This is a genomic window from Bacillus sp. GM2, assembly GCF_056155945.1.
This window is the reverse complement of sequence record NZ_JBRKSZ010000007.1, coordinates 2,667,687-2,686,796: the sequence shown is the minus strand read 5'-3', so window position 1 is coordinate 2,686,796 and position 19,110 is coordinate 2,667,687. Positions and strand designations below refer to the sequence as shown.

Here is a 19,110-nt window from a genome sequence, read left to right as displayed (position 1 = left end):
AACTGGTTTGCGGTTAGGTTTGGCGATAGAGTATAATTTTAGTAAATTATTTTGGAGGTAAAGTAAATGAAGAAGATACTGTTATCGCTCCTGTTAATCCCGTTGTTAGCTTTAACAGCTTGTAATTCAGTCGATTCTTCTAAAAACACAGAAGACGAGAAAATAGCTGATACTAAAAAAGAAGAAACTTTCGAAGCGACAGAGAAGAATATAAAGCTTCTTGTTGCAGACGAGCTGAAAGAAAAAGGCATTGAAGACACCGATAAGTTGGACTCATTCGAAATTTTTGATGATGTCAATAAAGATAATAAGCCGATTAAAACCGTACTTATCACATTAAACGGAAATGATAACCTTACAAAAAACATGATAAAGAAAAGCATGCTTAAAGAGGGAGAAAAACTGTTCCCTCGGATATTTGAAGATCAATCGGTCGGAAGGGTTCTAATAACGTGGAAGTTTCCATTAGAAGACGATAAAGGAAATAGTACTTTCCAAAAAGTATTGTCTATTCAACTTGAGCGAGAAACTGCCGACGAAATTAACTGGAAGAAATTCAAGTACAAAAACTTTCCTACCGTAGCTGACAGCTACTTTGAGCATCAAGCTTTTAAAAAATAACAAAATCACCTCATCCTTAATGGGTGGGGCTTTTTATTTCCTCCTACACTCTTAATCCTCGTGAACCTCAAACAATTCATTCATATCTGTGATATTAAACTTATCAATTATTTTTTCAAGCGTTTCTTTTGGGTACCTTTTGGTTTTCCCCGAACATAATTCACTCACAGCGCGAGTTGATAACTCCAATTCCTCTGCGATTTCTTTTTGTTCATATCCGTGCTCCTCGAGCAGTTCTTTCAGACGAAGACGCATCGGCATCACCCTTTCGCATTCTATATCCGTAGTATACGATAAAGTTAAAAATTACGCAAACCGTAATTGACAATTCCGTTTAGTGTAATTATAATTACGTTAAACGTAAATTACGGAAGGCGGAATCGTTATGCATTATTTAGCGGAACACCAAACGTTCGCTTCGACGGCCGAACTCAACGCGGCAGTCTACGAACACATCAAGCGCAATACATACGAATTAAATGACACGGACCGGCTGACGCTGAAGACGATTGCTCGTTACGCAGTCAAATTTGCCGGCGCAGCGCATCTCAAAGCGGAGACACTCGCGGACCTGATCGGAAAGTCCGTCAAGACAGCGCGTCGTGCCGTCAACAAACTCGCATCACTTTCGATCATCCAGAAGGTCGCAACAACCCGGAAAATAAACGGAGGCCACGGCGCCAATATCATCGTCATTCTTCCGGTTGACCAGTCGACAATGACCACGCGTGGGGATGCCGAAAAGCCAACGGAGCCAACGGATGAATCGCCTAAAATTACGAATGAACCATCGCATTCTATTAATCTTTCAAAAAATCACGTAATAGATACGGTGCCGGCCTGCGGTCTTAAAAACGCGTTACCAAGCGAAATCTACTCCGCAATGGCGCGCTACTTCGAAGCAGACGAAATTTATAAATACTACGGAATCTTATTGCGGGCTAAAGCAAGCGTAGATCCAACGCTAGTACTCGAAGAACATCCGCAACCATTCGTTGAAGCGTGGCATGCAGCGATTCTGAAACGAAAACAGCAGAAAATTAGACGCTTTGACGACTACCTATACGCTAGCTTCCGACAAGCCGCATGGACGGTAAAAGCCCGTGAAAATCGTGTGAAAAACGTTGGGCTATTGGCGGAGTTCGAAACGTTCCTCCAAGCGGAATAGATTGCGTAAGAACATTTGTTCGTGTTATACTTTCGTCATAGATAACGAATAGGACCGAAGGAGGAAGCACGAATGACATTACGCGATAGAGGAACGATGAAGTGGACGTCGATATTCTTGCCGGAACATATCGCAAGTCTCCGGAAGCTTAAATCCGAGATCGATCACGCATACGAGAGGAAGCCGTCGATTGATCCGGAACAGTGGTCGGACTTTGAATCGAAAATACAATACGCATACCGGACCGGCCAGGCTTGCGAAATCCGTTACTGGCGGAATTGGACGACGGAAATGGTGTGCGGAGTAATCGAAACCGTTGACCCAATCGGCGGAGCCTTGCGGGTTGATGGCGTTGACATTCCGTTTAAGGAGATCGTTTGGGTGACGTTGGAGGACGTGTGATCTCGTCACAAATTGTGACGACAAGCGCATCAGTACGCACGATTTTTATTTTGCGAAACTTAAAAACGCACCTATAACGGAGACAGAACGTTGATATTGCGCGGATTTAATATTTCGCAAAAAATTTGGTCGTGCGTATTGACACCTACGAAATACCGTGATATATTAGTATTCGTCGGTGACGATCCGGGTGCGTACGATTGACATAGCGCTTAATATAGCGCGCGATAATCGTATATCAAACGAATCATACGCACATACACCGAATCTTACGAAACGGTATAGGGTCAGATCGCCCAACACACATGCCGGTGTGGCGGAATTGGCAGACGCGCACGACTCAAAATCGTGTTCCTTCGGGAGTGTCGGTTCGACCCCGACCACCGGTATCCTTAGCTCTTTTTAAGAGCCGATAAGATTTTTCGAAACGCTCATAAACGTTGATATATCAACATTTATGGGCGTTTTGTGTTTTATAAGAACTGGATAGAAAACGGTACGTTTTGAAACTTTTTTGCACAAATTTTGCACAAGCACCTCCTCAATTTCCTATGCAATTTCAGCTTCCTCGATAGCCATTTCCTCAAAAATGTTTACAGTCTCATTTTCATCTCTTTCCCGAAGCTCTTTAATTAAGTGAGCATATGTGCTTGAGGTGGTTTCTATATCAGCGTGTCCTAACCTTGCACTTACATAATAAATTGACACCTTTCGATAAAGCAGCACGCTTGCATGAGTGTGCCTTAATCCATGAACTGTAATCGGTTGAATATTCAATTCAGTTAAAACTTTTTTAAGTAGCTTATTTACATTTGTATTGCTGATGATTTTATATTTTGATGAGGGACTGTAAAAAACGAGTCCATGGATATTGTTTGGCGTTTTTTCGAATAAATTGCGAAAAGCCATCATTGTATGCTTGTCCATTTTTATTACTCGGTTTGATTGTTCATTCTTAGTTGGTCCGAATCCTGATTGATGCCTTTTCGCATAGCCCCATGTCTTATTGACAGTAATTGTGTTATTAAAAAAATTAAAATCTTTTCTTGTGAGGCCGACCAACTCCCCGAAGCGAAGGCCTGAGGTTAATCCTAATAATAAAAGGTAATAGCCCAGGCCGCTGTCTAATCTTTTATATAATTCCCTGGTTAGTCTTATTGAATCTGAATAATTCAAATATTTTTCTTCATCTTTTTTGGCTGGGACAGTCCATGTCTTTACAGCTTTTCGTGTAAAGTTTATTTTTATAATGCCTTCTTCAATGGCATCCTCAACACAGGCTTTAATGTGCGAATGTAGTTTTTCAACGCTTTCTTGTCCTTTTGTCGATCCATAATTATTCAAAAATTCCTGATAATCATGCCGCTTTATTTCCTGTATCGGCTTACTCCCGAAATAGTCTCTAATTTCTTGTAGGGTGTAGCCGTAATGTGATAGCGTAGGACCTTTTAAGTGTGATCTATAGAGATTTACCCATTTTTCAAAGTATTCATCAAATGGAATTGCTTTTTTAACAGTGGAATTGTCGCCTTTGCTTAATTTAGCCTCAACCTCAGCAGCAGCTATCATAGCTTCTTTTTTTGTTGCAAATCCGCCTTTACGGATTGGTTTCGGTTTTGCACTTACACAATACTGCCATGTCTTTCCTCTCTTTTGGAAACTTGCCATAAAACTTTCTCTCCTTATCCAACACGAAGGGGGTCAAAAAATAAGCGGTATCCATTAACGAAAGTGTAAATTCCATACTTCTCTTTATAACGCTCAAGAGCATTTTGAAGAAAATCCTCTGTAACCCCAAGATATTCAGCAAGTTCAAACCGGTTTGTTATTCCTTCTCTTTGTGCTTGTACTATTTTATTTAGGGGAACAAGCCGTTCATAAGCCCACCAGCGTGCCCTTAATTCTTGTTTTTTCTTGGGAAGATCAGATTGATCCAATATGTCTCCGAAGGTAGTATGGTGGTGTCCTAGTTCTTCAGCTAAAATACAGCTTTTTTCAGCCTGATTTCTTAGCCTTTTGTTAATCCATATCACATTATTTGAATAGAGGCCCTTTATTGACCCTTTTATAAATTTTTCTTCTACAATGATTCTCTCTCTGTTGCATTCATTAAGAAGAGCCTCGTACATTAATCACTTCTCCTTATTTCTAATTGATCTTACATAGGCTTTAAATTTTTCTATGTCCTTAAGTTCTTCCTCTGTCCAATCTTCATCATCATGGTGTGCTGCAATTGTGATAGGTTCTTGTTTAACTTCATGACCAATTAAATAATCAAGAGAAACATTAAAAAATAAAGCAAGGTAACGAGCAGATTCAAGGCTAGGGTCACCTAACTCGTTTTCCCATTTTGAAATCATCCCTTTATTTAAATTAGTTTTAAATTTTTTGTTCATTCTTTCGGCTAGTTCGGATTGCGAAAGTTTTTCCTTATCTCTCAGCTCTCTTATTTTTTTTCCTATTCCTTTACCCATCTTTTTTTCCTCCGATTATATTTTAGATATGACTAAATTCTAACCTATTGGTTTCTATTTCGCAACTTTTTTATGAATTTCTAACAAAATGTTATTGACTTTGAAACCTAAGGTGCTATACTGAAGTTAAGTTTCAAAAACGAAACCACAAAAAGAAGGTGAAAAGCTGTGAAAGACATCAAACGTAGACACACGCCGTATTCTAAGTTCAAAGCTTTCCTTGTTGAAAACAATATCCATCAAAGAGAAGTGGCTGAAATGCTAGGTAAATCAGTATCTGCATTAAATCAGAATTTAAATGGAACGGGTGGAGATTTCTCTTTAGACGAATTAAGAGTATTGTGTAGAAATTTCAATATTAGTGCAGATGATTATTTTTTATATCCTGGGGTTTCTAAAAAGAAACCTTATAAACTTTGATAAGGGAGGAATCAAAGTGCAACAACTCAATGTTAGCTTGAGTATTCCAGTTCCGGAAAATATGGTTCTTGTTCATAAAGTGGAATTGGAGGAATTAAAAGCGAATGAACTAAAGGGCGTTTACTGGAGCATGAAAGACTTGGAAGAGAAGATAGCAAAAAAGAGCGAGTGGATAAAAGAAAATATCTTGTATCCAAGCCGTTTCCGTAGGCTGCTTGATACTGAAAATGGCGGGTTTGTATTTTATCCAAAATGCAAAGGGCAAACATGGAGCTTTCAAGCAACGAAGATGGCTGACTTCTTAGATAAGCACTTTGCTGATATTTTTAACAAGTGAAAATTGGAGGTCTTACCAATGGAAAACCAATTAGTTTTCAATAAAGAAAATATTGCTGTCACAGACAGTTTGATAATCGCTGAAACGTTTGATAAACAGCATAAAGACGTTTTGAGAGATATCCGTATTCAAATGGACTATGCAGGTGAAGAGTTTTCACAGCGCAATTTTGCGCCGTCAAATTATGAAGTACGTGGTAAACAATATCCAAAATATGACCTAACCGAAGAGGCATTCACATTGGTTGTGTTCGGTTACAACACGAAAGAAGCTGTTCAAACCAAAATTAAATTCATTCAAGAATTTAAGAGGATGAAAGAATACATCCAGAAACAGCAGCAACCAAAAGCGATGAACGCAAAAGAAAGCATTATCGCTAATATGAAACTAACCATCCAGCTCAACGAAGATGTTGGCGAAATGAAAGAAGACATAAAGCAACTTCGGCATGATCTTGATAAAAAATTAACGCTCGATTACTCTCAGCAGCAAGCTATGAGGAACGCAGTGAACAAACGTGTGCATAAGCTCTGGAATGAAAATAAGGTCGACAAAACATTCTATGAAACGACCAGAAGAGTTTATGCAGCATTATGGAAGAACCTAAAAGATGCGTACAGAGTCAATGCCTATCCGAACATTCTGCAAAAAGACTTTGAAGAAGCGATGAGCTTCATTGAAGGATGGAGACCGATTTTTAACGGAAGTCAATCGGCATAAGTGCCGCGGATTCCCCAAAGGCGGGGAAAGGAAGTCGATAAAACTGGACACTCATGGGAGGTAATAAAATGGAAAACAAAATAACTCAACCTCTGCTGCAACAGAGGTTGAAAAAGTTCGGAGGTGATCCTATGAACGATAGAAAATTTCATTTAATTGGAATAATCCTTAGCATCATTTGTGTCATTCTGTCTGTTACAGCATTAATTCTGTCGCTTTTATAAAATCGCTTCTTCTCGCTTTTACAGGAATTGTATAGTCTTTTCTTGATGTTTTAATTGTTAATTCTCCATCAATTTCGTTCGTTGTATTACTCAAGTAAGGAATGGTTAAAAAGATTATTAGTCCATATTCAGAAGAGTAAGGGCTCAAATTTACAGGTGGTTTTAAATTTTTAAACTCAGCTATTTCAATTGATGCTTCTTCATCACCAATTTGAGAAATAATATATTTTTCTCCCGGTCTATGATGTCCTTTGTAAAAGACAGGGTTCTCAAATTCTGAAGAGGTAAATTGGTATTCGTAAATGGATATAGGTTGTTCACTTTTATTCACGAGACTAAGTTCAAGTATTAATCTGTAAGGTTTCCCATAGCGGTCGTTACCTTTGATGACTTTAAATAAAAAAGCATCTAACACATTTATTTCTAGTTTCGGAAAAGTAGAGAAGTATTTTAGTAAGTGAACAGCCAATGTAAATAAGGAAATGACTACTGCAAATATTGAAAGAATTGTTGAGATCTCCAAATGAATACACTCCTATCTTAGATGATAGGAACATTATACCAAAAAGGAGGGACAAGCATGTTTTTTGTCAGCTATGTATGGCTACATAACCAAATTCATGCTGTAATCAGTGAATCTGTCAAGACACACAATCAGGCTTTGAACAAACTAAAACAGCAGGGCGGAGCAATCATTAAAGGTGAATGCAAAAACAATGTTTTCGGCTCTGTGATCGTGAACGGAAAAAAATCAGTTTGGCCTTTGACTAAGTCGGAAGGGCTGAAAGCAAATGGCTGAGGTTAAGTGGATTAAGCTAAGTACCCAGATGTTTGAAGACGAGAAAATTAAACTGATCGAGCAGATGCCGGAGGCCGACACCATTTTAATTATATGGGTCAAGTTGCTGGCACAGGCCGGTAAAACGAATGCCTCAGGCTATATCTACCTGAGTCAAAATATCCCGTATACGGATGAAATGCTGGCGACGATTTTCAATCGGCCGTTACCGATCGTAAGAATGGCCTTACAGACATTTCAGCGGTTCGGCATGATTGAGATAGATGAACACAATTTCATTAGTATTTTGAACTGGGAAAAGCATCAAAATGTCGAAGGCATGGACCGGGTGCGAAAACTCAACGCCGAACGAAACAAGAGATACAGAGAAAGAAAAAAGCAATTGCAGCTTTCTTCTCCACAAAACGAAAGTGACGTTAGCGTGACGTCACGTGACGGTACAGATATAGATAAAGAATTAGATAAAGATATAGATAAAGAAAATAATATATTGTCCGGCAAGCCCGACGATGCAGCTTCTAAAAAAGATACCGATGAAATTCCTTACAAACTAATCATTGACCTTTTAAACAAAGTCGCTGGAACAAAGTACCGTCATACTACACCAAAAACCAAGACCTTAATAAAGGCGCGATGGAACGAAGGTTTTAGATTTGATGATTTCAAACATGTCATTCTAGTCAAATGCGAAGAATGGCGCGGTACTGATCTGGACAAGTATTTAAGACCTGAAACGCTGTTCGGTACTAAGTTTGAGAACTATCGTAATCAAAAGCCAAAAGGGGGAAGCCGCATTGATCCAAGAACAGAAGACCAATACTCGGGCCTCTTTTAAAACGATTAGCCCTAAGTTTAAAAGCCTGGCTCATTTTATTCCCGAGAAGATCGGCACGCGCATATGCCCTGATTGCGGGACTGAAGTTCCTATTTACCGCAAGGGAGAAAAAGAAATCAGCCATTGTTTGACCTGTGATAACAAAGGGCTTGAAAAAGAAATGAATGAGTTCAAGCGGCAATCCGAGGCGGAAGCTTTCTTCTGGAATAACAGTCTAATCCCGCCGGACACAAGAGATAAAACATTCGAAAATTACCCTTTAAAAACTGCTACGGAATCACAAATTGCCGCCTTTTCTAAAATCAAATGGTATGCGGAGAATTTTGGACAATGGGAGGGCTTTGATTCTCTCATGCTACAGGGGTCTTACGGAGTCGGCAAAAGCCATTTAGCCCACAGCGCTGCCATGCATATAAAATCTCTCGGTAAAAAGGTGGCATTCATCAATACGAAAATGCTGCTGCGCCGGATACGAAACGCTTACGGCGAACGATCAAAAGAAACAGAGGAAGGCATTTTGCAAAACATTGAAAAAGCGGATTTTCTCGTCATTGATGATTTGGGCGCGGAGTATGTCAAAAAGGACAAAGGCGGCGAGGAATCCTGGGGTGCTGATCTGATGCTGTCTATTGTGGAATCACGGGAACACGCGCCGACGATCATCACAACCAACTACAACAGCCAGGATTTAAAAAATAAGTATGGGCAGCACGGCGGGCGAATTGTTTCACGCTCTTTAACCGGCGCCAAAGTCATTAAAATTCAAGGACCAGATAATCGTTTGGAGGTGGCGACAAGTGGATGGTAAGGAATTAAAACCGATCATGCCTGGGGTGTGGGGGCATCTTGAAACCAACAAAACACCAGAGGAACTTAAACAAGGATTGAAGGAGCTTGAAACAAAGTTCGAAAATCTACTGGCCTATTGGTCAAATGTACGGAGGGATAAAGCATGAAACACGGAAAGCGGCCAACACGCGCGCAAAAGAAAATCATCAAAAAGAACGGTTTAAACCCTGAGAACTGGCTTATATCAAAGAATCTACAGCATGAAAAAAGATTAGTAGTTGTTCACCGTCATACCGGGACCGTGCGGGAGTGTTGGGCGTGAAAATGGCTGTCCGCACTGATCGTTTAGAAATTGCCCTGGATAACTTGAATTATGAATGGTCATATGTCCAGCTTTGTAAATTGATAGATTACTGGTATGACGGCAAATCGTTATATGACGCTGCCGATCTTCTGAGAAGAAAACCGGACGAGCTTTTGATTCTGATTGTGGACCTTGCAAAAAGAAGGATTCTGCCTCACAGGCCTTACGGTATAGCCGCGAATCCGAGAATATGGATCGGTCCCCAAAGGATGACTACTAAAAAGAACGGAGTAAGACAGCTATTCTGTGAAAGCCCTGTTTATATCCCGTTCCTTGAAAATAATTTTATTTGGTATGAGCAGGAGCTTTATAAGTTTAAAGATTTGTGGAATCGGGGTCAGTCCATTATCAAAATCGCAAAATCCTTCAAAAGAGAAATAGAAGAATTATTATTTCTCGTCATTGATCAGGGAAACAAGGGAATGATTCAGCCACGAAATGGGGGACTTTTAGGTGAGGAAGCATCTGAACAAGAAAAAAGGCGGTTCAAGATTATCGTTTGAAAAAGCATCCTTACAGCAGCTTTTAGTGATTATCAGGTTTGAACATTGTCCAAAGCGTTACAAAAATGCCGCTTTGAAAAATCTTTTAAAGAGGTGAAATCTTTATGACAGAACAAGAGCGAATGGAAAAAATCGAATGGATCAATTTGATTGAAAGATACGGGAAGGAGTCGCTTAAAAGCAAAAGTGATGAAGAAATTGAAAAGCTTTATAACCTGGCCATGCTCAGGCAGACGGATGAAATCTTTGCATAAAAAAACCAGAGCTATTAAAAGCCCCGGAAATAAAAACTCGACATTTTTATTTTAACACGGGGGTGCGGCTGGTGAACAGTCCTAAAGAAATCAAAGACAAACAAGATTTATTAAGCAAAATTCAAGACGGGAAGGTCACTGTCATTGTTTTAGATGGCCTAAATGGAAAGGCTTATGAAGCACAGGCCCCGGAACACGGCAGAACGATCATCGAAACATTTAAAGGTGAATTTTCACGGATTAATCTTGAATCATCACACAAATTCAATTAATTTGCAGGGGCTTTCCCCTGCGGAGGAGGAACGGAATGTTTAAAGCAAAGTCAATAACCTTTAATTCTGAAACTTATATGCTTGGTCAAAAATATAAGCCGCCAGGCTTCACAAGGATGGCGACTGTCACAAATATTGTAGATAATCGGAATACTTTTTCACATAACGAGGGCGGTTTTGAGGTCCGCTTTGATTCAGGGGATTTCTTACGGATTTATTCAAACGATGTTGTCATCCATTGGGAACAGACGAGCGGTGATGCGAAATGAAAGTATGGCATACTTCTTCAACGGACAGAAAGCCATGTGCTATGTGTAACCGAAAAACAGGGACTTATAAAACCTATGAGCAAGCAAACATGAATATAAAAATTCCGTTGTGCGATACCGACGAAAGGGATTGTTACCGGAAAGTGGACGTCAAAAAAATCGCAGATCAAGCGTTGCGATCTATCAAAAAATCCATTCAGGAGGTATAGGGATGAGCGGCTTTAAATATGCAGTATTCGACACAGTCTGGAACGAAATGGAGTTTTACAAAGATGAAGAAGCAGCAAAACGAGACTACGAGAGAGGTAAAAAGGCCGTTCAGAACGTAATACGGGCGAACCCGAGATAATTTATCTACTTGAGATTGTCAAAAAGGAGGAAATCAAATAATGAAAACAATTCCAGTGATAGCATTTAAAGCGAAAGGCAAAGAAAAAAGGTATTTGTGTGATGGGCCAGATTGCGGCGACTGGTCAGATGAAAACTTGGACGTTACAAACATAGAGGACGCCTTATGTTTGGTGAGAAAAGACAAAGAAAGGCCGACAGATGATGACGTAGATAGCTTTTTTCATATGCTGCAGTTTTTAGATTGGGTAGATGCTATGGACATCAAAGAACATTATGAGTCTGTTCATATCGACCTGACCGAAGCGCAATACAACGTCATGAAAGAGCGGAATAAATGGGAGGCGGCGGAATGACACTTTTGCAATCTACTTTTCTTCACACAATCAAGGCACAGCGGGACAATATGATGACCATTGAAGAGCTGGCAGAGAAGTACGAACTTCACCCGGATTACGTGAGATCAATTATAGAGCGCACTGAAGGGCTGGCGATTAAGGGCAACGTTGCCTATGTACCGAAACAGCCCTTCCTGCTGCCGATGCTTGGGGTTGTCGGGCTGTTCTTTGCAATTGTTATCCTGCCGCAGTTGATAAATTAAAATTTATAGGCGCGACGGGCGCCGCAAGGAGAATGAAGGATGAAAAAATTCGGTGGTAATAAAAAACTAGATGATGTTGTATTAAAGGCAAAAATGCAAGGATGGGTAGTCGATACAGAAAAGTTTGATAAAACGGGAAGCGATTGGATTTATTTAAGAGATATGTATGGTCAAGTCGAAAGTAATGACGGCATGCCTAGACAAATTGCTTATAACACAACAAACGGGCACTTCTTTGTATATGAACCGTTATCAGAAGAACCAGTAGCAACTCATTTATCAACAGATTTTGATAACGAATATTGGTATAACGAAATACTGAATATGGTGTATGAGCCAATCACTAATTAAAACAGCGGCCGGAGCCGGGAAGGAGATATACATGCTTAAAAAATTCACAGAAGACGGACTTCAAAATAAATCAAGAAATGCTCTTATCAAGTTACTTGATCTGATCAACTTTAGTGATTCTGATTATGCGAAGTCTCTTAGGGATACCTGGACTTTCCGCCATGCGGAAGAAGTCGTTAAACAAGAAGCAGGGGAAGTTGTTTACCACATAAGGGAAGAGCAGAGGGGGGAGACGGCGGAATGATTAACCACATGGCAGATGTAATAGAATGCCCTCACTGCAAATGGAAAATATTAAACATTCACGATTATTTAGAGGTTGGCGATGAGGCCGGAGAGTTTGAAATGAAATGCGAAAGTTGCAAAAAGCCTTTTAAAGTTGATTTTTATAGTGTGTTTTATTTTGCAACCGAAAAAATATGATTGGTCGGCGCCAGGAAGGGGGAAACGCTATGAAACAGGATTACAAGGCTGTTTTGCAGCAAGCCATTGATATTTTTGATCGAAAGTATGGGGAGAACGGCAGATTATACCTCATGTTCTGGCTGCAAGACAATTTGATGAAAACCGTCGGCGGACGGAAATAAAGAAAGGGGAATAAACGATGAAATACTATGAAATCCATGAACCATATTACGCGTTGCTTGCGGCAGAGGAGGAGAAGAAGGCGTTGGAGGTATATGTTGAAGTGGTCGCCGATGATGATGGAACATTAAAAGATAGCATCAAAGAAGTCAGTCGACAATATGCGCTTGGATGCGTTGGGGATTTAGCTTTAAAAAATAAGCCTGAACTAAGTGTCGACAAGCTTGTGAGAGACTTTAACAAAAGAGAAAATGATTGGCTAATAATTGACGGGGCTTTGGCATGATTATAGCAGTTGGGAAGAAAAATAACTGAATATGTCCTAGATGGAATACCTGCGGACACTGAACTTACAGCTTTTACGCTGTTGGTTTGGTGTCCGTTTTTTATTTGTCCCGGCTGCAGTCTAGCGAAAGGAGAAATAGACATGAAACCTACTAAAAGAAAACTCCGTGAAAAAGCGCAGGAGTACTCTGAGCGTTTTTGGCGAGAGATTATGGGGCAAAACAAGCAGATTCTTAAACGAGGCAAAGGCGGCGCTTATAAGCGAAAATAAAAGGAGGAATAAACTATGCTGTTTCAATTACCCGAAATCGATAGAGAAGCGACGAAAAAGAAAATTGAAGCCATACTGGACAATTACAGGGTGGTTCTCTTGCAAGTCCCGGATGATCTGCTGCCAAAGGTTACGGCAGGATTTAATCTCGTCCCGCCGTCAAATACAAACGCGTTTCATTCATCTACCGAGGATACGGCCATCAAAAGAATTGAAATGGAACAGGAACGACATGCCTTTCTTTTAAAAATTCAAAAGGCTGTGAATCGATTGCCGGCCAATGAACGGCAGATCATCATCATGAGGTATATGTCACAGGATCACCGTTTTGATTATGAGGTTTACAACGAAATCGGGTTAAGCCCGCGCACATACTTCCGGATAAAATCGCGCGCTTTTTACAATCTGGCTTTTGCATTGAAAGAAGAAGTGTATGTGAAGGGAAGTGCTTCATAATGAATTTTGTGCAGCCTATCCGGGATATGGACCAGATTTATTATATAAAGAAATTCCTGAGAGAACGGAGTGAAAGAAACTATCTGCTTTTCGTCACCGGTATAAACTCAGGCTTGCGTATATCCGATTTACTTCGTTTAAGAGTCCGCGACGCCAAACGAATGTACATCGATTTACGCGAGAAGAAAACCGGCAAGCAGAAACGGATCAAAATAAATAAGGCCCTAAAAAAAGCCCTGGCTGATTACATTAAAGACAAGGATGACCAGGAATTTTTGTTTAAGAGCCGTGAAGGGCTTAACAAACCAATCAGCAGAAGCACGGCATACAACATATTGAAAGAGGCGGCGGAATACGTCGGGCTTGATGGTATCGGTACCCACACCATGAGGAAAACGTTTGGTTACTGGCATTATAAAAAATTTAAAGATGTGGCTCTGCTGCAAGAGATATTCAACCATTCCAGCCCTGACGTCACGCTTCGATATATCGGGATCACTCAAGACACAATGGATCAAACAATGGACGCATTCAGCTTATAAGCTCATCTGTCTTCAAAACGGATGAGTCTTTTTCTACCTATTTTAACGAACTAACCATAACGAGAAAGTGTCCAACTCATTTTGACAAAATGGCTTAAAACTATGCAGGACAAAGGGTTCAGCGATTATGTGAATTGGACACAATATAAGATATGGTTAATTCGTGGATAATGTGGATAAATAAAAACTTTTGCATGGTATAATGTAGAAAAAAACAAAGGAGCCAATCAAATATGTCTGACTTCTTAACTGAAAAAGAAATGGATTCTATTAGAAAAATTCAGCTTTCAGGCAGCCAGTACAAGCTTTATTCAGGTTTAAAAAAGGAATTGAAACTTGCTGATCATCAGGTCATGAATTTGACATGGGGCGAATTAAAAGAGAATTTGCAGAGGAGACAAAGCAGAGGCATGACAGCAAAATGATTTTGGCACAATTTTGGCGCAACGTTGGCACTCTGTTTTTGTTTAGATCGAGTATTATGGTATTAAGCGAGTAGACAAGTTTATTTTTTGTGATTTATTGCATAAAATAAAATACATCGAGAATTACCCCTTTTTTCAAGAGGTATCCTGAAGGATGCTTCTTGTTTTTTTGAATGAATTCGAATAGACAAGCTGCAAATATGGATCGAAATCATAATAATAAATATATTTACTTCTCTCCTTTCAGTTTAAGTATCCTTAAAAAAATTTTGAGGATACTTTTTTTGGTTTTAGGCTGTGGATAGTACGTGATCGGACAAATATGGGTGATTGTAATGGTACATGTATACACTGTTTATCATAGTTTGATAATGAATATGATAAATGAATGAAAGGGGAGCTTAGTCATGTTTCATTGCAAACCAAATGTGATGTCGCCAATTGTACACCCGACTAATTGTTGTCAAACTCATACTTTTTCAAAAACAATTGTGCCGCATATTCATCCGCAGCATATAACAAATGTGCATCATAAGCATTTCCAGCATGTGCATCAATATCCACACACTTATTCTAGTTACGATCCTGTTACACACTCTCATACTCATTGTGGTAAACCATGTTGTAACTAGTGGGATTAAACAATGTCTGTATAGTTTACAGTGCATCATATATAGCACCCAAATGAAGGGTGCTTTTTTATGTTCTCTGTAAACCGGGTCCAGTAAATCTCAGAATAAACGATTGGCGGCTAATGAGAGCCTCTGAGTGTGGGTCCGGTTTAGAAAGAATATATTTTTAATTGTTCGACAAAATTCGTAATGTGTTCTATCATTTTCCTTGATAATAACGTGTTGCAAAAAAGAAGGGAGGTTTATTGGTGTTTTGTTTGAATCTATTCTAGGTGAGGTAAAAAACTTCATTCTTAGTGAATCTAAAAACTTTGCTTTGGTTTTACTTTCACTTTGTACGGTGTTATATGCAAGAAAAACATATCTTGCTACTAACACACCAAGAATTGTAGTGAAAAAAATAAAACATATCTGGTCAAGAGGTAAAGACCCAATTTTTGAATGCAATATTAAGAATTACGGAAAAGGTATAGCTGTGAAGACTTTTTTGGTTCTTGAATTTAAAGAAGGTTTGTTTAAAACAACTAGTTTTTTATCAAAACCTGAGGTTACAATTGCAACTGATGAAGAGAGAGTAATACGTATTATCTTTAATACAGCGAAGGTAAATTTGAGAGAATTATCTGGTTTTATAATTTCACAAGATTTTTCTGGTGGATATTACTATGTAAAGCTGAAATCGAATAAAAAAATTAACAATCAACATCTCATAGAATTTGATAAACCTGTTCGACCTATTAACCCTTTTTTAAATCCTTTTAAATTTATTAAAATGAAATATTCGATTAGACGAGCTGTTAAACAAGGAAATACTTATATAGATTCGAAAGGAAAAAAACATCGTCAATTGCTTGAAGCATTAAATGATGAAAAAATTTTAGAGCAATTAGAACAATTGGAAAAGAAAAGCCAAAATACATGAAATGTTAAAAATAAACTATTTAAAAGTCCCCCGTAATTATCAGTGGGACTTTTTTATTTTCAGGAGATGAATCAGATGGAATCAAAATGCGAGCATTGCGGCGAGGTTCACGGGGTTTTATTGCGGGAGGAGAAAAGGGAGAATGGCGTTGAAATTGGGTATGTTCAATGCCCCGCCTGCCAGCATAGGGCCGTGTTTTCTGTGACTACCCCACAAATTAGAGTCCTACAAAAGCGTATTAGAGGTGTAAAGAACCAATATGCGAAAGCCAAGAGGCTAAAGAAATCCGAGCGCCTTTTGACAGAGTATTTCAATTTAAAAGAGCGTATAGGTCTACTTATGCAGCCTTTAGTAGAGCAAGCAAATGAAGAGCTGAACCAATAAGTGTTTGGCACTGAAGGAGGATTATAATGCCGCCTAAGCCATTAAGGGAGTGTAAGGCCCACGGGTGTAAGGCTCTTACCCGAGAGGGCTACTGCCCTGACCATAAGCACGTCAAGCAGGAGGAAACGAAACATTACAACAAACATTCAAGAAACAAAACAATAACAAGTTTTTATAAATCAACTGAATGGAAACGAACAAGAGAACTTGTTTTGCTTCGAGACAATCGTCTTTGCCAGCGATGCTTGAGAGAACATCGATTCACGCCGGCCGACATGGTCCATCATATTGTGGAAGTAAAACAGGACTGGTCCAAGCGTTTAGACCTTTCTAATCTCGAAAGTCTTTGCAATGCTTGCCATAACAAGGTTCACGGCAACCGGAGTGAGCCGATCAAGTAGGGATACCCCCCTATGAAAATCTTTGGAAAGCAACCGCCGCGGGAACGGCGCCCCCTCTTCTGCAAACAAACACCGCTTTTCAAAGTTCCCGAAAACAAAAAGAACCCTCCCGGCAAATTCGCCGAGAGGGCTTGATATGACTGGTTTTGTTGTTGCTTTCATCATAGCATGAGACTGAGAAAAAACAAGCACAAAATTGCAATTCTTTTAAAGAAATGAGGTGAGAAAACATGCCGAGACCTGCAAAATCCGCAGCCCTTCAATTAATACAGGGCAATCCAAATAAAAAGAATACGAAAGAGCTTGCAGCCAGGGCCAAACATGAAAAAAAGTTGAAAATGCGCTCTGAAAATATCAAACCGCCTACCTGGCTGGATAAGGTGGCTAAAAAAGAATTTAAGCGGATTGCTGCTTTATTATCTGAGGTGGAAATTATGACGGAGGCGGATATCAGCATGTTAGCCGCCTATTGTAACGCCTATTCTCAGTACATCTCTATTACCAAAATTATTGAAGAAGACGGCATCATGATTCATACAGAGGGTCAAGGTGAAAACGGGGAGCCGGTCAAGTTGATTGGAGAAGAACATCCCCTCCTGAAACGGCAGAAAAACTTCTATGATCAAATGAAATCGGCTGCTAATGATTTCGGACTCACACCGTCTGCACGTGCCAAGCTCGCGATTACCAAGACCCAAGAAGAACGCGAAAAAACAGCAGCGGAAAAGGAGTTCAATAATGTATGAATACAATTAAACAGTTTATGATTGACTACTCGCGCGATGTGGTATCGGGCGAGATTGTTGCGTGTCAAAAGCATATTTGGGCTTGTGAGCGATTCTTAAAAGACATCAAAAGGGAAGGGACAAGAGAATTTCCCTACGTATTCGATGACGAGAAGGCTCGACGTTTTCTCTTTTGGATGACTCAATTTAAACATACCAAGGGGCCGTTACAAGGACAAAATATTGTACCTGAACCAATACAGATTTTTATTTTCGGTAATGTTTACGGATGGGTTCACAAAGATACGGGATTCCGCCGTTTCAGGAAAGTGTATTGGCAGGTTGGCCGTAAAAATGCAAAAACTCAGAGTTTGGCCTGTGTCGCTTCATATGAGGCTATGGCAAGCGGTGAAAACATGTCAGAGGTATACATTGGAGCCACAAAAACTGAACAGGCTCAAATATGTTGGAAGGAGATAAAAGCCCAGATAGAAGGGTGCGAACTTTTAAACAAACCGGAGCAAAAATACAGGATTGCATACAGTACCATTGAGCACCCAAAAACAAATTCAATTATCAAAGCTTTATCTAAGGATGCTGGTAAAACAGGGGACGGTTTCAACCCTCAATGTGGCATTATTGACGAATATCACGCGCATAAAACATCCGAAATTTATGACGTCCTTGCTTCTGGAATGGGAGCAAGAAACCAGCCATTGATGATTATTATCACGACTGCTGGCTTTGAGTTAAACAATCCAGCTTACCGGGTGGAATATGATTACGTCTCTCGGATTTTAGACCCAAACAAAGTAGAAACCAATGAACAGTATTTTGTGATGATCAATGAACTGGATAAGGGCGATGACATCAAGGATGAGCGTAACTGGATAAAAGCAAACCCTATTGTGGCTGCTAATGAACACGGGTTAGAGTATTTGCGCGGCGAGCTTGAAGTAGCTCTCGCGGTTCCTGAAAAAATGCGTAATTTCCTCACTAAAAATATGAATATCTGGGTCAATATGCGCGAAAACGGCTATATGGATATGCAGGCCTGGAAAGATTGCGGATCTGATCAATTCCCTAATCTAACCGGCCGCGAGTGTTATGTTGGGATTGACTTATCAAAACGAATTGACCTGACAGCTGTATCCTTTATTTTTCCGTTGGATAACGGGAGCTTTGCTGTAGAGAGTCACGGTTTTATGCCAGAAGATACATTTTATGAGCGCATGAAGACAGATAATGTACCTTATGATTTGTGGAGGAAAAAGAATTGGTTAACCGTCACCGATGGCGCTGTTGTCGATTATGACTATATCAGAACCTACATTAAAAAAATGGAGAAAGAGAAAGGGTGGCGAATCAAAGAAATTGGTTACGATCCGTATAATGCTACTCAATTTGCCCAACAGATGGAGGCGGACGGATATGTCATGATTGAAATTCGGCAGGGTGTTGCCACATTATCTGAACCAACGAAAGACTTCCGTGAAAAAGTAAAAGCGAAAAAGATCATTCACAATAAAAATGATCTGCTGACATGGGCCATGGGGAATGCCGTTACAAAAGTAGATGCCCAAGAAAACATAATGCTGGACAAGTCAAAGTCAACACAACGGATTGACCCGGCGGCTGCGCTTATCAATGCACACGTGCGGGCATCTCAAATTGATACGGCCGTTGACTTAAACGCTTATATACAATCCGGATCGTTCAGCCTGTAGGGGG

General features: G+C 39.8%; 38 protein-coding genes and 1 tRNA gene. 34 read left to right on the top strand and 5 right to left on the bottom strand.

Going from position 1 to position 19,110, the window contains the following annotated elements; translation table 11 throughout:
• Positions 1 to 66: 66 nt before the first annotated feature.
• Complete coding sequence (locus ACVC9U_RS14785) at positions 67 to 621, top strand: hypothetical protein (protein WP_011197926.1); 555 nt, start codon at positions 67 to 69, stop codon at positions 619 to 621.
• A gap of 51 nt (positions 622 to 672) precedes the next feature.
• Here the strand turns inward: ACVC9U_RS14785 and ACVC9U_RS14780 are convergent, their stop codons facing one another.
• Positions 673 to 876, bottom strand: a complete 204-nt coding sequence (locus ACVC9U_RS14780; RefSeq protein ID WP_011197927.1) for a helix-turn-helix domain-containing protein — start codon at positions 874 to 876, stop codon at positions 673 to 675.
• Positions 877 to 1,006: 130 nt separating this feature from the next.
• Here ACVC9U_RS14780 and ACVC9U_RS14775 point away from each other — a divergent pair, with 130 nt between their 5' ends.
• The 3 genes from ACVC9U_RS14775 to ACVC9U_RS14765 all read left to right on the top strand — a co-directional run bounded on the left by ACVC9U_RS14775 (position 1,007) and on the right by ACVC9U_RS14765 (position 2,580).
• Positions 1,007 to 1,789 (top strand): helix-turn-helix domain-containing protein, encoded by a 783-nt coding sequence (locus ACVC9U_RS14775; protein ID WP_441391211.1) that lies wholly within the window; start codon positions 1,007 to 1,009, stop codon positions 1,787 to 1,789.
• Positions 1,790 to 1,861: 72 nt separating this feature from the next.
• Positions 1,862 to 2,191: a YolD-like family protein gene (locus ACVC9U_RS14770; protein WP_144573397.1), complete on the top strand. Its 330-nt coding sequence runs from the start codon at positions 1,862 to 1,864 to the stop codon at positions 2,189 to 2,191.
• A gap of 307 nt (positions 2,192 to 2,498) precedes the next feature.
• Positions 2,499 to 2,580: transfer RNA gene (locus ACVC9U_RS14765), tRNA-Leu, on the top strand.
• Positions 2,581 to 2,740: 160 nt separating this feature from the next.
• Here ACVC9U_RS14765 and ACVC9U_RS14760 read toward each other — a convergent pair.
• Genes ACVC9U_RS14760 through ACVC9U_RS14750 form a run of 3 tightly spaced genes read right to left on the bottom strand, consistent with a single transcriptional unit; the run spans position 2,741 to position 4,665 of the window.
• Positions 2,741 to 3,859, bottom strand: coding sequence for a tyrosine-type recombinase/integrase (locus tag ACVC9U_RS14760; protein WP_043054197.1), 1,119 nt, complete (start codon positions 3,857 to 3,859; stop codon positions 2,741 to 2,743).
• A gap of 14 nt (positions 3,860 to 3,873) precedes the next feature.
• On the bottom strand, positions 3,874 to 4,320 hold the full coding sequence (locus tag ACVC9U_RS14755; protein WP_043054198.1) for an ImmA/IrrE family metallo-endopeptidase: 447 nt from the start codon (positions 4,318 to 4,320) through the stop codon (positions 3,874 to 3,876).
• Positions 4,321 to 4,323: 3 nt separating this feature from the next.
• Positions 4,324 to 4,665, bottom strand: a complete 342-nt coding sequence (locus ACVC9U_RS14750; RefSeq protein WP_043054199.1) for a helix-turn-helix domain-containing protein — start codon at positions 4,663 to 4,665, stop codon at positions 4,324 to 4,326.
• 168 nt (positions 4,666 to 4,833) lie between these two features.
• Here ACVC9U_RS14750 and ACVC9U_RS14745 point away from each other — a divergent pair, with 168 nt between their 5' ends.
• The 3 genes from ACVC9U_RS14745 to ACVC9U_RS14735 are packed head-to-tail and all read left to right on the top strand — an operon-like array spanning position 4,834 to position 6,142.
• Positions 4,834 to 5,085, top strand: coding sequence for a helix-turn-helix domain-containing protein (locus ACVC9U_RS14745; protein WP_052500258.1), 252 nt, complete (start codon positions 4,834 to 4,836; stop codon positions 5,083 to 5,085).
• A gap of 16 nt (positions 5,086 to 5,101) precedes the next feature.
• Entirely contained in the window at positions 5,102 to 5,422 is a 321-nt protein-coding gene (locus ACVC9U_RS14740) for a DUF771 domain-containing protein (protein WP_043054200.1), read from the top strand.
• 18 nt (positions 5,423 to 5,440) lie between these two features.
• A complete protein-coding gene (locus tag ACVC9U_RS14735) occupies positions 5,441 to 6,142 on the top strand; it encodes a Rha family transcriptional regulator (protein WP_043054201.1) in 702 nt (233 codons plus the stop codon).
• Positions 6,143 to 6,337: 195 nt separating this feature from the next.
• Here ACVC9U_RS14735 and ACVC9U_RS14730 read toward each other — a convergent pair whose 3' ends face one another.
• On the bottom strand, positions 6,338 to 6,889 hold the full coding sequence (locus ACVC9U_RS14730) for a hypothetical protein (RefSeq protein ID WP_043054202.1): 552 nt from the start codon (positions 6,887 to 6,889) through the stop codon (positions 6,338 to 6,340).
• A gap of 57 nt (positions 6,890 to 6,946) precedes the next feature.
• Here ACVC9U_RS14730 and ACVC9U_RS14725 point away from each other — a divergent pair, with 57 nt between their 5' ends.
• The 27 genes from ACVC9U_RS14725 (at position 6,947) to ACVC9U_RS14595 (ending at position 19,106) form a co-directional block, all read left to right on the top strand.
• Entirely contained in the window at positions 6,947 to 7,165 is a 219-nt protein-coding gene (locus ACVC9U_RS14725) for a hypothetical protein (RefSeq protein WP_043054203.1), read from the top strand.
• Positions 7,158 to 8,000, top strand: a complete 843-nt coding sequence (locus tag ACVC9U_RS14720; protein ID WP_043054204.1) for a phage replisome organizer N-terminal domain-containing protein — start codon at positions 7,158 to 7,160, stop codon at positions 7,998 to 8,000. Before ACVC9U_RS14725 ends, ACVC9U_RS14720 begins: the two co-directional genes overlap by 8 nt.
• The gene (locus ACVC9U_RS14715) at positions 7,960 to 8,808 is read left to right on the top strand and encodes an ATP-binding protein (RefSeq protein ID WP_043054205.1); all 849 of its coding nucleotides are present in this window, start codon (positions 7,960 to 7,962) and stop codon (positions 8,806 to 8,808) included. Before ACVC9U_RS14720 ends, ACVC9U_RS14715 begins: the two co-directional genes overlap by 41 nt.
• Positions 8,798 to 8,956 carry a hypothetical protein gene (locus ACVC9U_RS14710; RefSeq protein WP_441391210.1) on the top strand — a complete coding sequence of 53 codons (159 nt, stop codon included), beginning with the start codon at positions 8,798 to 8,800 and terminating at the stop codon, positions 8,954 to 8,956. The genes ACVC9U_RS14715 and ACVC9U_RS14710 overlap by 11 nt, the downstream gene beginning before the upstream one ends.
• The gene (locus ACVC9U_RS14705) at positions 8,953 to 9,111 is read left to right on the top strand and encodes a DUF6906 family protein (protein ID WP_161513247.1); all 159 of its coding nucleotides are present in this window, start codon (positions 8,953 to 8,955) and stop codon (positions 9,109 to 9,111) included. Before ACVC9U_RS14710 ends, ACVC9U_RS14705 begins: the two co-directional genes overlap by 4 nt.
• Positions 9,112 to 9,113: 2 nt before the next feature.
• On the top strand, positions 9,114 to 9,656 hold the full coding sequence (locus ACVC9U_RS14700) for a hypothetical protein (RefSeq protein ID WP_043054564.1): 543 nt from the start codon (positions 9,114 to 9,116) through the stop codon (positions 9,654 to 9,656).
• Positions 9,657 to 9,760: 104 nt separating this feature from the next.
• Positions 9,761 to 9,910 carry a BH0509 family protein gene (locus tag ACVC9U_RS14695; RefSeq protein ID WP_113742868.1) on the top strand — a complete coding sequence of 50 codons (150 nt, stop codon included), beginning with the start codon at positions 9,761 to 9,763 and terminating at the stop codon, positions 9,908 to 9,910.
• 71 nt (positions 9,911 to 9,981) lie between these two features.
• Positions 9,982 to 10,182, top strand: a complete 201-nt coding sequence (locus ACVC9U_RS14690; RefSeq protein WP_043054206.1) for an XtrA/YqaO family protein — start codon at positions 9,982 to 9,984, stop codon at positions 10,180 to 10,182.
• A gap of 35 nt (positions 10,183 to 10,217) precedes the next feature.
• On the top strand, positions 10,218 to 10,451 hold the full coding sequence (locus ACVC9U_RS14685; protein ID WP_043054207.1) for a hypothetical protein: 234 nt from the start codon (positions 10,218 to 10,220) through the stop codon (positions 10,449 to 10,451).
• Positions 10,452 to 10,662: 211 nt separating this feature from the next.
• Positions 10,663 to 10,800 (top strand): hypothetical protein, encoded by a 138-nt coding sequence (locus ACVC9U_RS14680; RefSeq protein ID WP_155392280.1) that lies wholly within the window; start codon positions 10,663 to 10,665, stop codon positions 10,798 to 10,800.
• A gap of 40 nt (positions 10,801 to 10,840) precedes the next feature.
• Positions 10,841 to 11,155 carry a hypothetical protein gene (locus tag ACVC9U_RS14675; protein WP_043054209.1) on the top strand — a complete coding sequence of 105 codons (315 nt, stop codon included), beginning with the start codon at positions 10,841 to 10,843 and terminating at the stop codon, positions 11,153 to 11,155.
• A complete protein-coding gene (locus ACVC9U_RS14670) occupies positions 11,152 to 11,400 on the top strand; it encodes a hypothetical protein (protein WP_043054210.1) in 249 nt (82 codons plus the stop codon). The genes ACVC9U_RS14675 and ACVC9U_RS14670 overlap by 4 nt, the downstream gene beginning before the upstream one ends.
• A 39-nt stretch (positions 11,401 to 11,439) precedes the next feature.
• Positions 11,440 to 11,751 carry a hypothetical protein gene (locus tag ACVC9U_RS14665; RefSeq protein ID WP_043054211.1) on the top strand — a complete coding sequence of 104 codons (312 nt, stop codon included), beginning with the start codon at positions 11,440 to 11,442 and terminating at the stop codon, positions 11,749 to 11,751.
• Between the two features lie 31 nt (positions 11,752 to 11,782).
• Positions 11,783 to 11,995: a hypothetical protein gene (locus ACVC9U_RS14660; RefSeq protein ID WP_043054212.1), complete on the top strand. Its 213-nt coding sequence runs from the start codon at positions 11,783 to 11,785 to the stop codon at positions 11,993 to 11,995.
• On the top strand, positions 11,992 to 12,174 hold the full coding sequence (locus ACVC9U_RS14655) for a hypothetical protein (protein ID WP_043054213.1): 183 nt from the start codon (positions 11,992 to 11,994) through the stop codon (positions 12,172 to 12,174). The genes ACVC9U_RS14660 and ACVC9U_RS14655 overlap by 4 nt, the downstream gene beginning before the upstream one ends.
• A gap of 29 nt (positions 12,175 to 12,203) precedes the next feature.
• Positions 12,204 to 12,338, top strand: a complete 135-nt coding sequence (locus ACVC9U_RS14650; protein WP_256220715.1) for a hypothetical protein — start codon at positions 12,204 to 12,206, stop codon at positions 12,336 to 12,338.
• A gap of 17 nt (positions 12,339 to 12,355) precedes the next feature.
• Complete coding sequence (locus ACVC9U_RS14645) at positions 12,356 to 12,622, top strand: hypothetical protein (RefSeq protein ID WP_043054214.1); 267 nt, start codon at positions 12,356 to 12,358, stop codon at positions 12,620 to 12,622.
• 141 nt (positions 12,623 to 12,763) lie between these two features.
• A complete protein-coding gene (locus ACVC9U_RS14640; RefSeq protein ID WP_095325395.1) occupies positions 12,764 to 12,892 on the top strand; it encodes a hypothetical protein in 129 nt (42 codons plus the stop codon).
• 15 nt (positions 12,893 to 12,907) lie between these two features.
• The gene (locus tag ACVC9U_RS14635; protein ID WP_043054215.1) at positions 12,908 to 13,348 is read left to right on the top strand and encodes an ArpU family phage packaging/lysis transcriptional regulator; all 441 of its coding nucleotides are present in this window, start codon (positions 12,908 to 12,910) and stop codon (positions 13,346 to 13,348) included.
• Positions 13,348 to 13,890, top strand: a complete 543-nt coding sequence (locus ACVC9U_RS14630; protein ID WP_043054216.1) for a site-specific integrase — start codon at positions 13,348 to 13,350, stop codon at positions 13,888 to 13,890. Before ACVC9U_RS14635 ends, ACVC9U_RS14630 begins: the two co-directional genes overlap by 1 nt.
• A 233-nt stretch (positions 13,891 to 14,123) precedes the next feature.
• A complete protein-coding gene (locus ACVC9U_RS14625) occupies positions 14,124 to 14,315 on the top strand; it encodes a hypothetical protein (RefSeq protein WP_043054217.1) in 192 nt (63 codons plus the stop codon).
• Between the two features lie 407 nt (positions 14,316 to 14,722).
• Positions 14,723 to 14,947, top strand: a complete 225-nt coding sequence (gene cotD, locus ACVC9U_RS14620) for a spore coat protein CotD (protein WP_075213432.1) — start codon at positions 14,723 to 14,725, stop codon at positions 14,945 to 14,947.
• A 253-nt stretch (positions 14,948 to 15,200) separates the two neighbouring features.
• A complete protein-coding gene (locus tag ACVC9U_RS14615; protein WP_043054218.1) occupies positions 15,201 to 15,869 on the top strand; it encodes a hypothetical protein in 669 nt (222 codons plus the stop codon).
• A 75-nt stretch (positions 15,870 to 15,944) separates the two neighbouring features.
• The gene (locus tag ACVC9U_RS14610; protein WP_080624192.1) at positions 15,945 to 16,253 is read left to right on the top strand and encodes a hypothetical protein; all 309 of its coding nucleotides are present in this window, start codon (positions 15,945 to 15,947) and stop codon (positions 16,251 to 16,253) included.
• Between the two features lie 26 nt (positions 16,254 to 16,279).
• On the top strand, positions 16,280 to 16,654 hold the full coding sequence (locus ACVC9U_RS14605) for an HNH endonuclease (protein ID WP_043054219.1): 375 nt from the start codon (positions 16,280 to 16,282) through the stop codon (positions 16,652 to 16,654).
• Between the two features lie 230 nt (positions 16,655 to 16,884).
• A complete protein-coding gene (locus ACVC9U_RS14600) occupies positions 16,885 to 17,400 on the top strand; it encodes a phage terminase small subunit P27 family (RefSeq protein ID WP_043054220.1) in 516 nt (171 codons plus the stop codon).
• On the top strand, positions 17,397 to 19,106 hold the full coding sequence (locus ACVC9U_RS14595; RefSeq protein WP_043054221.1) for a terminase large subunit: 1,710 nt from the start codon (positions 17,397 to 17,399) through the stop codon (positions 19,104 to 19,106). The genes ACVC9U_RS14600 and ACVC9U_RS14595 overlap by 4 nt, the downstream gene beginning before the upstream one ends.
• The last annotated feature ends 4 nt before the right edge of the window (positions 19,107 to 19,110 follow it).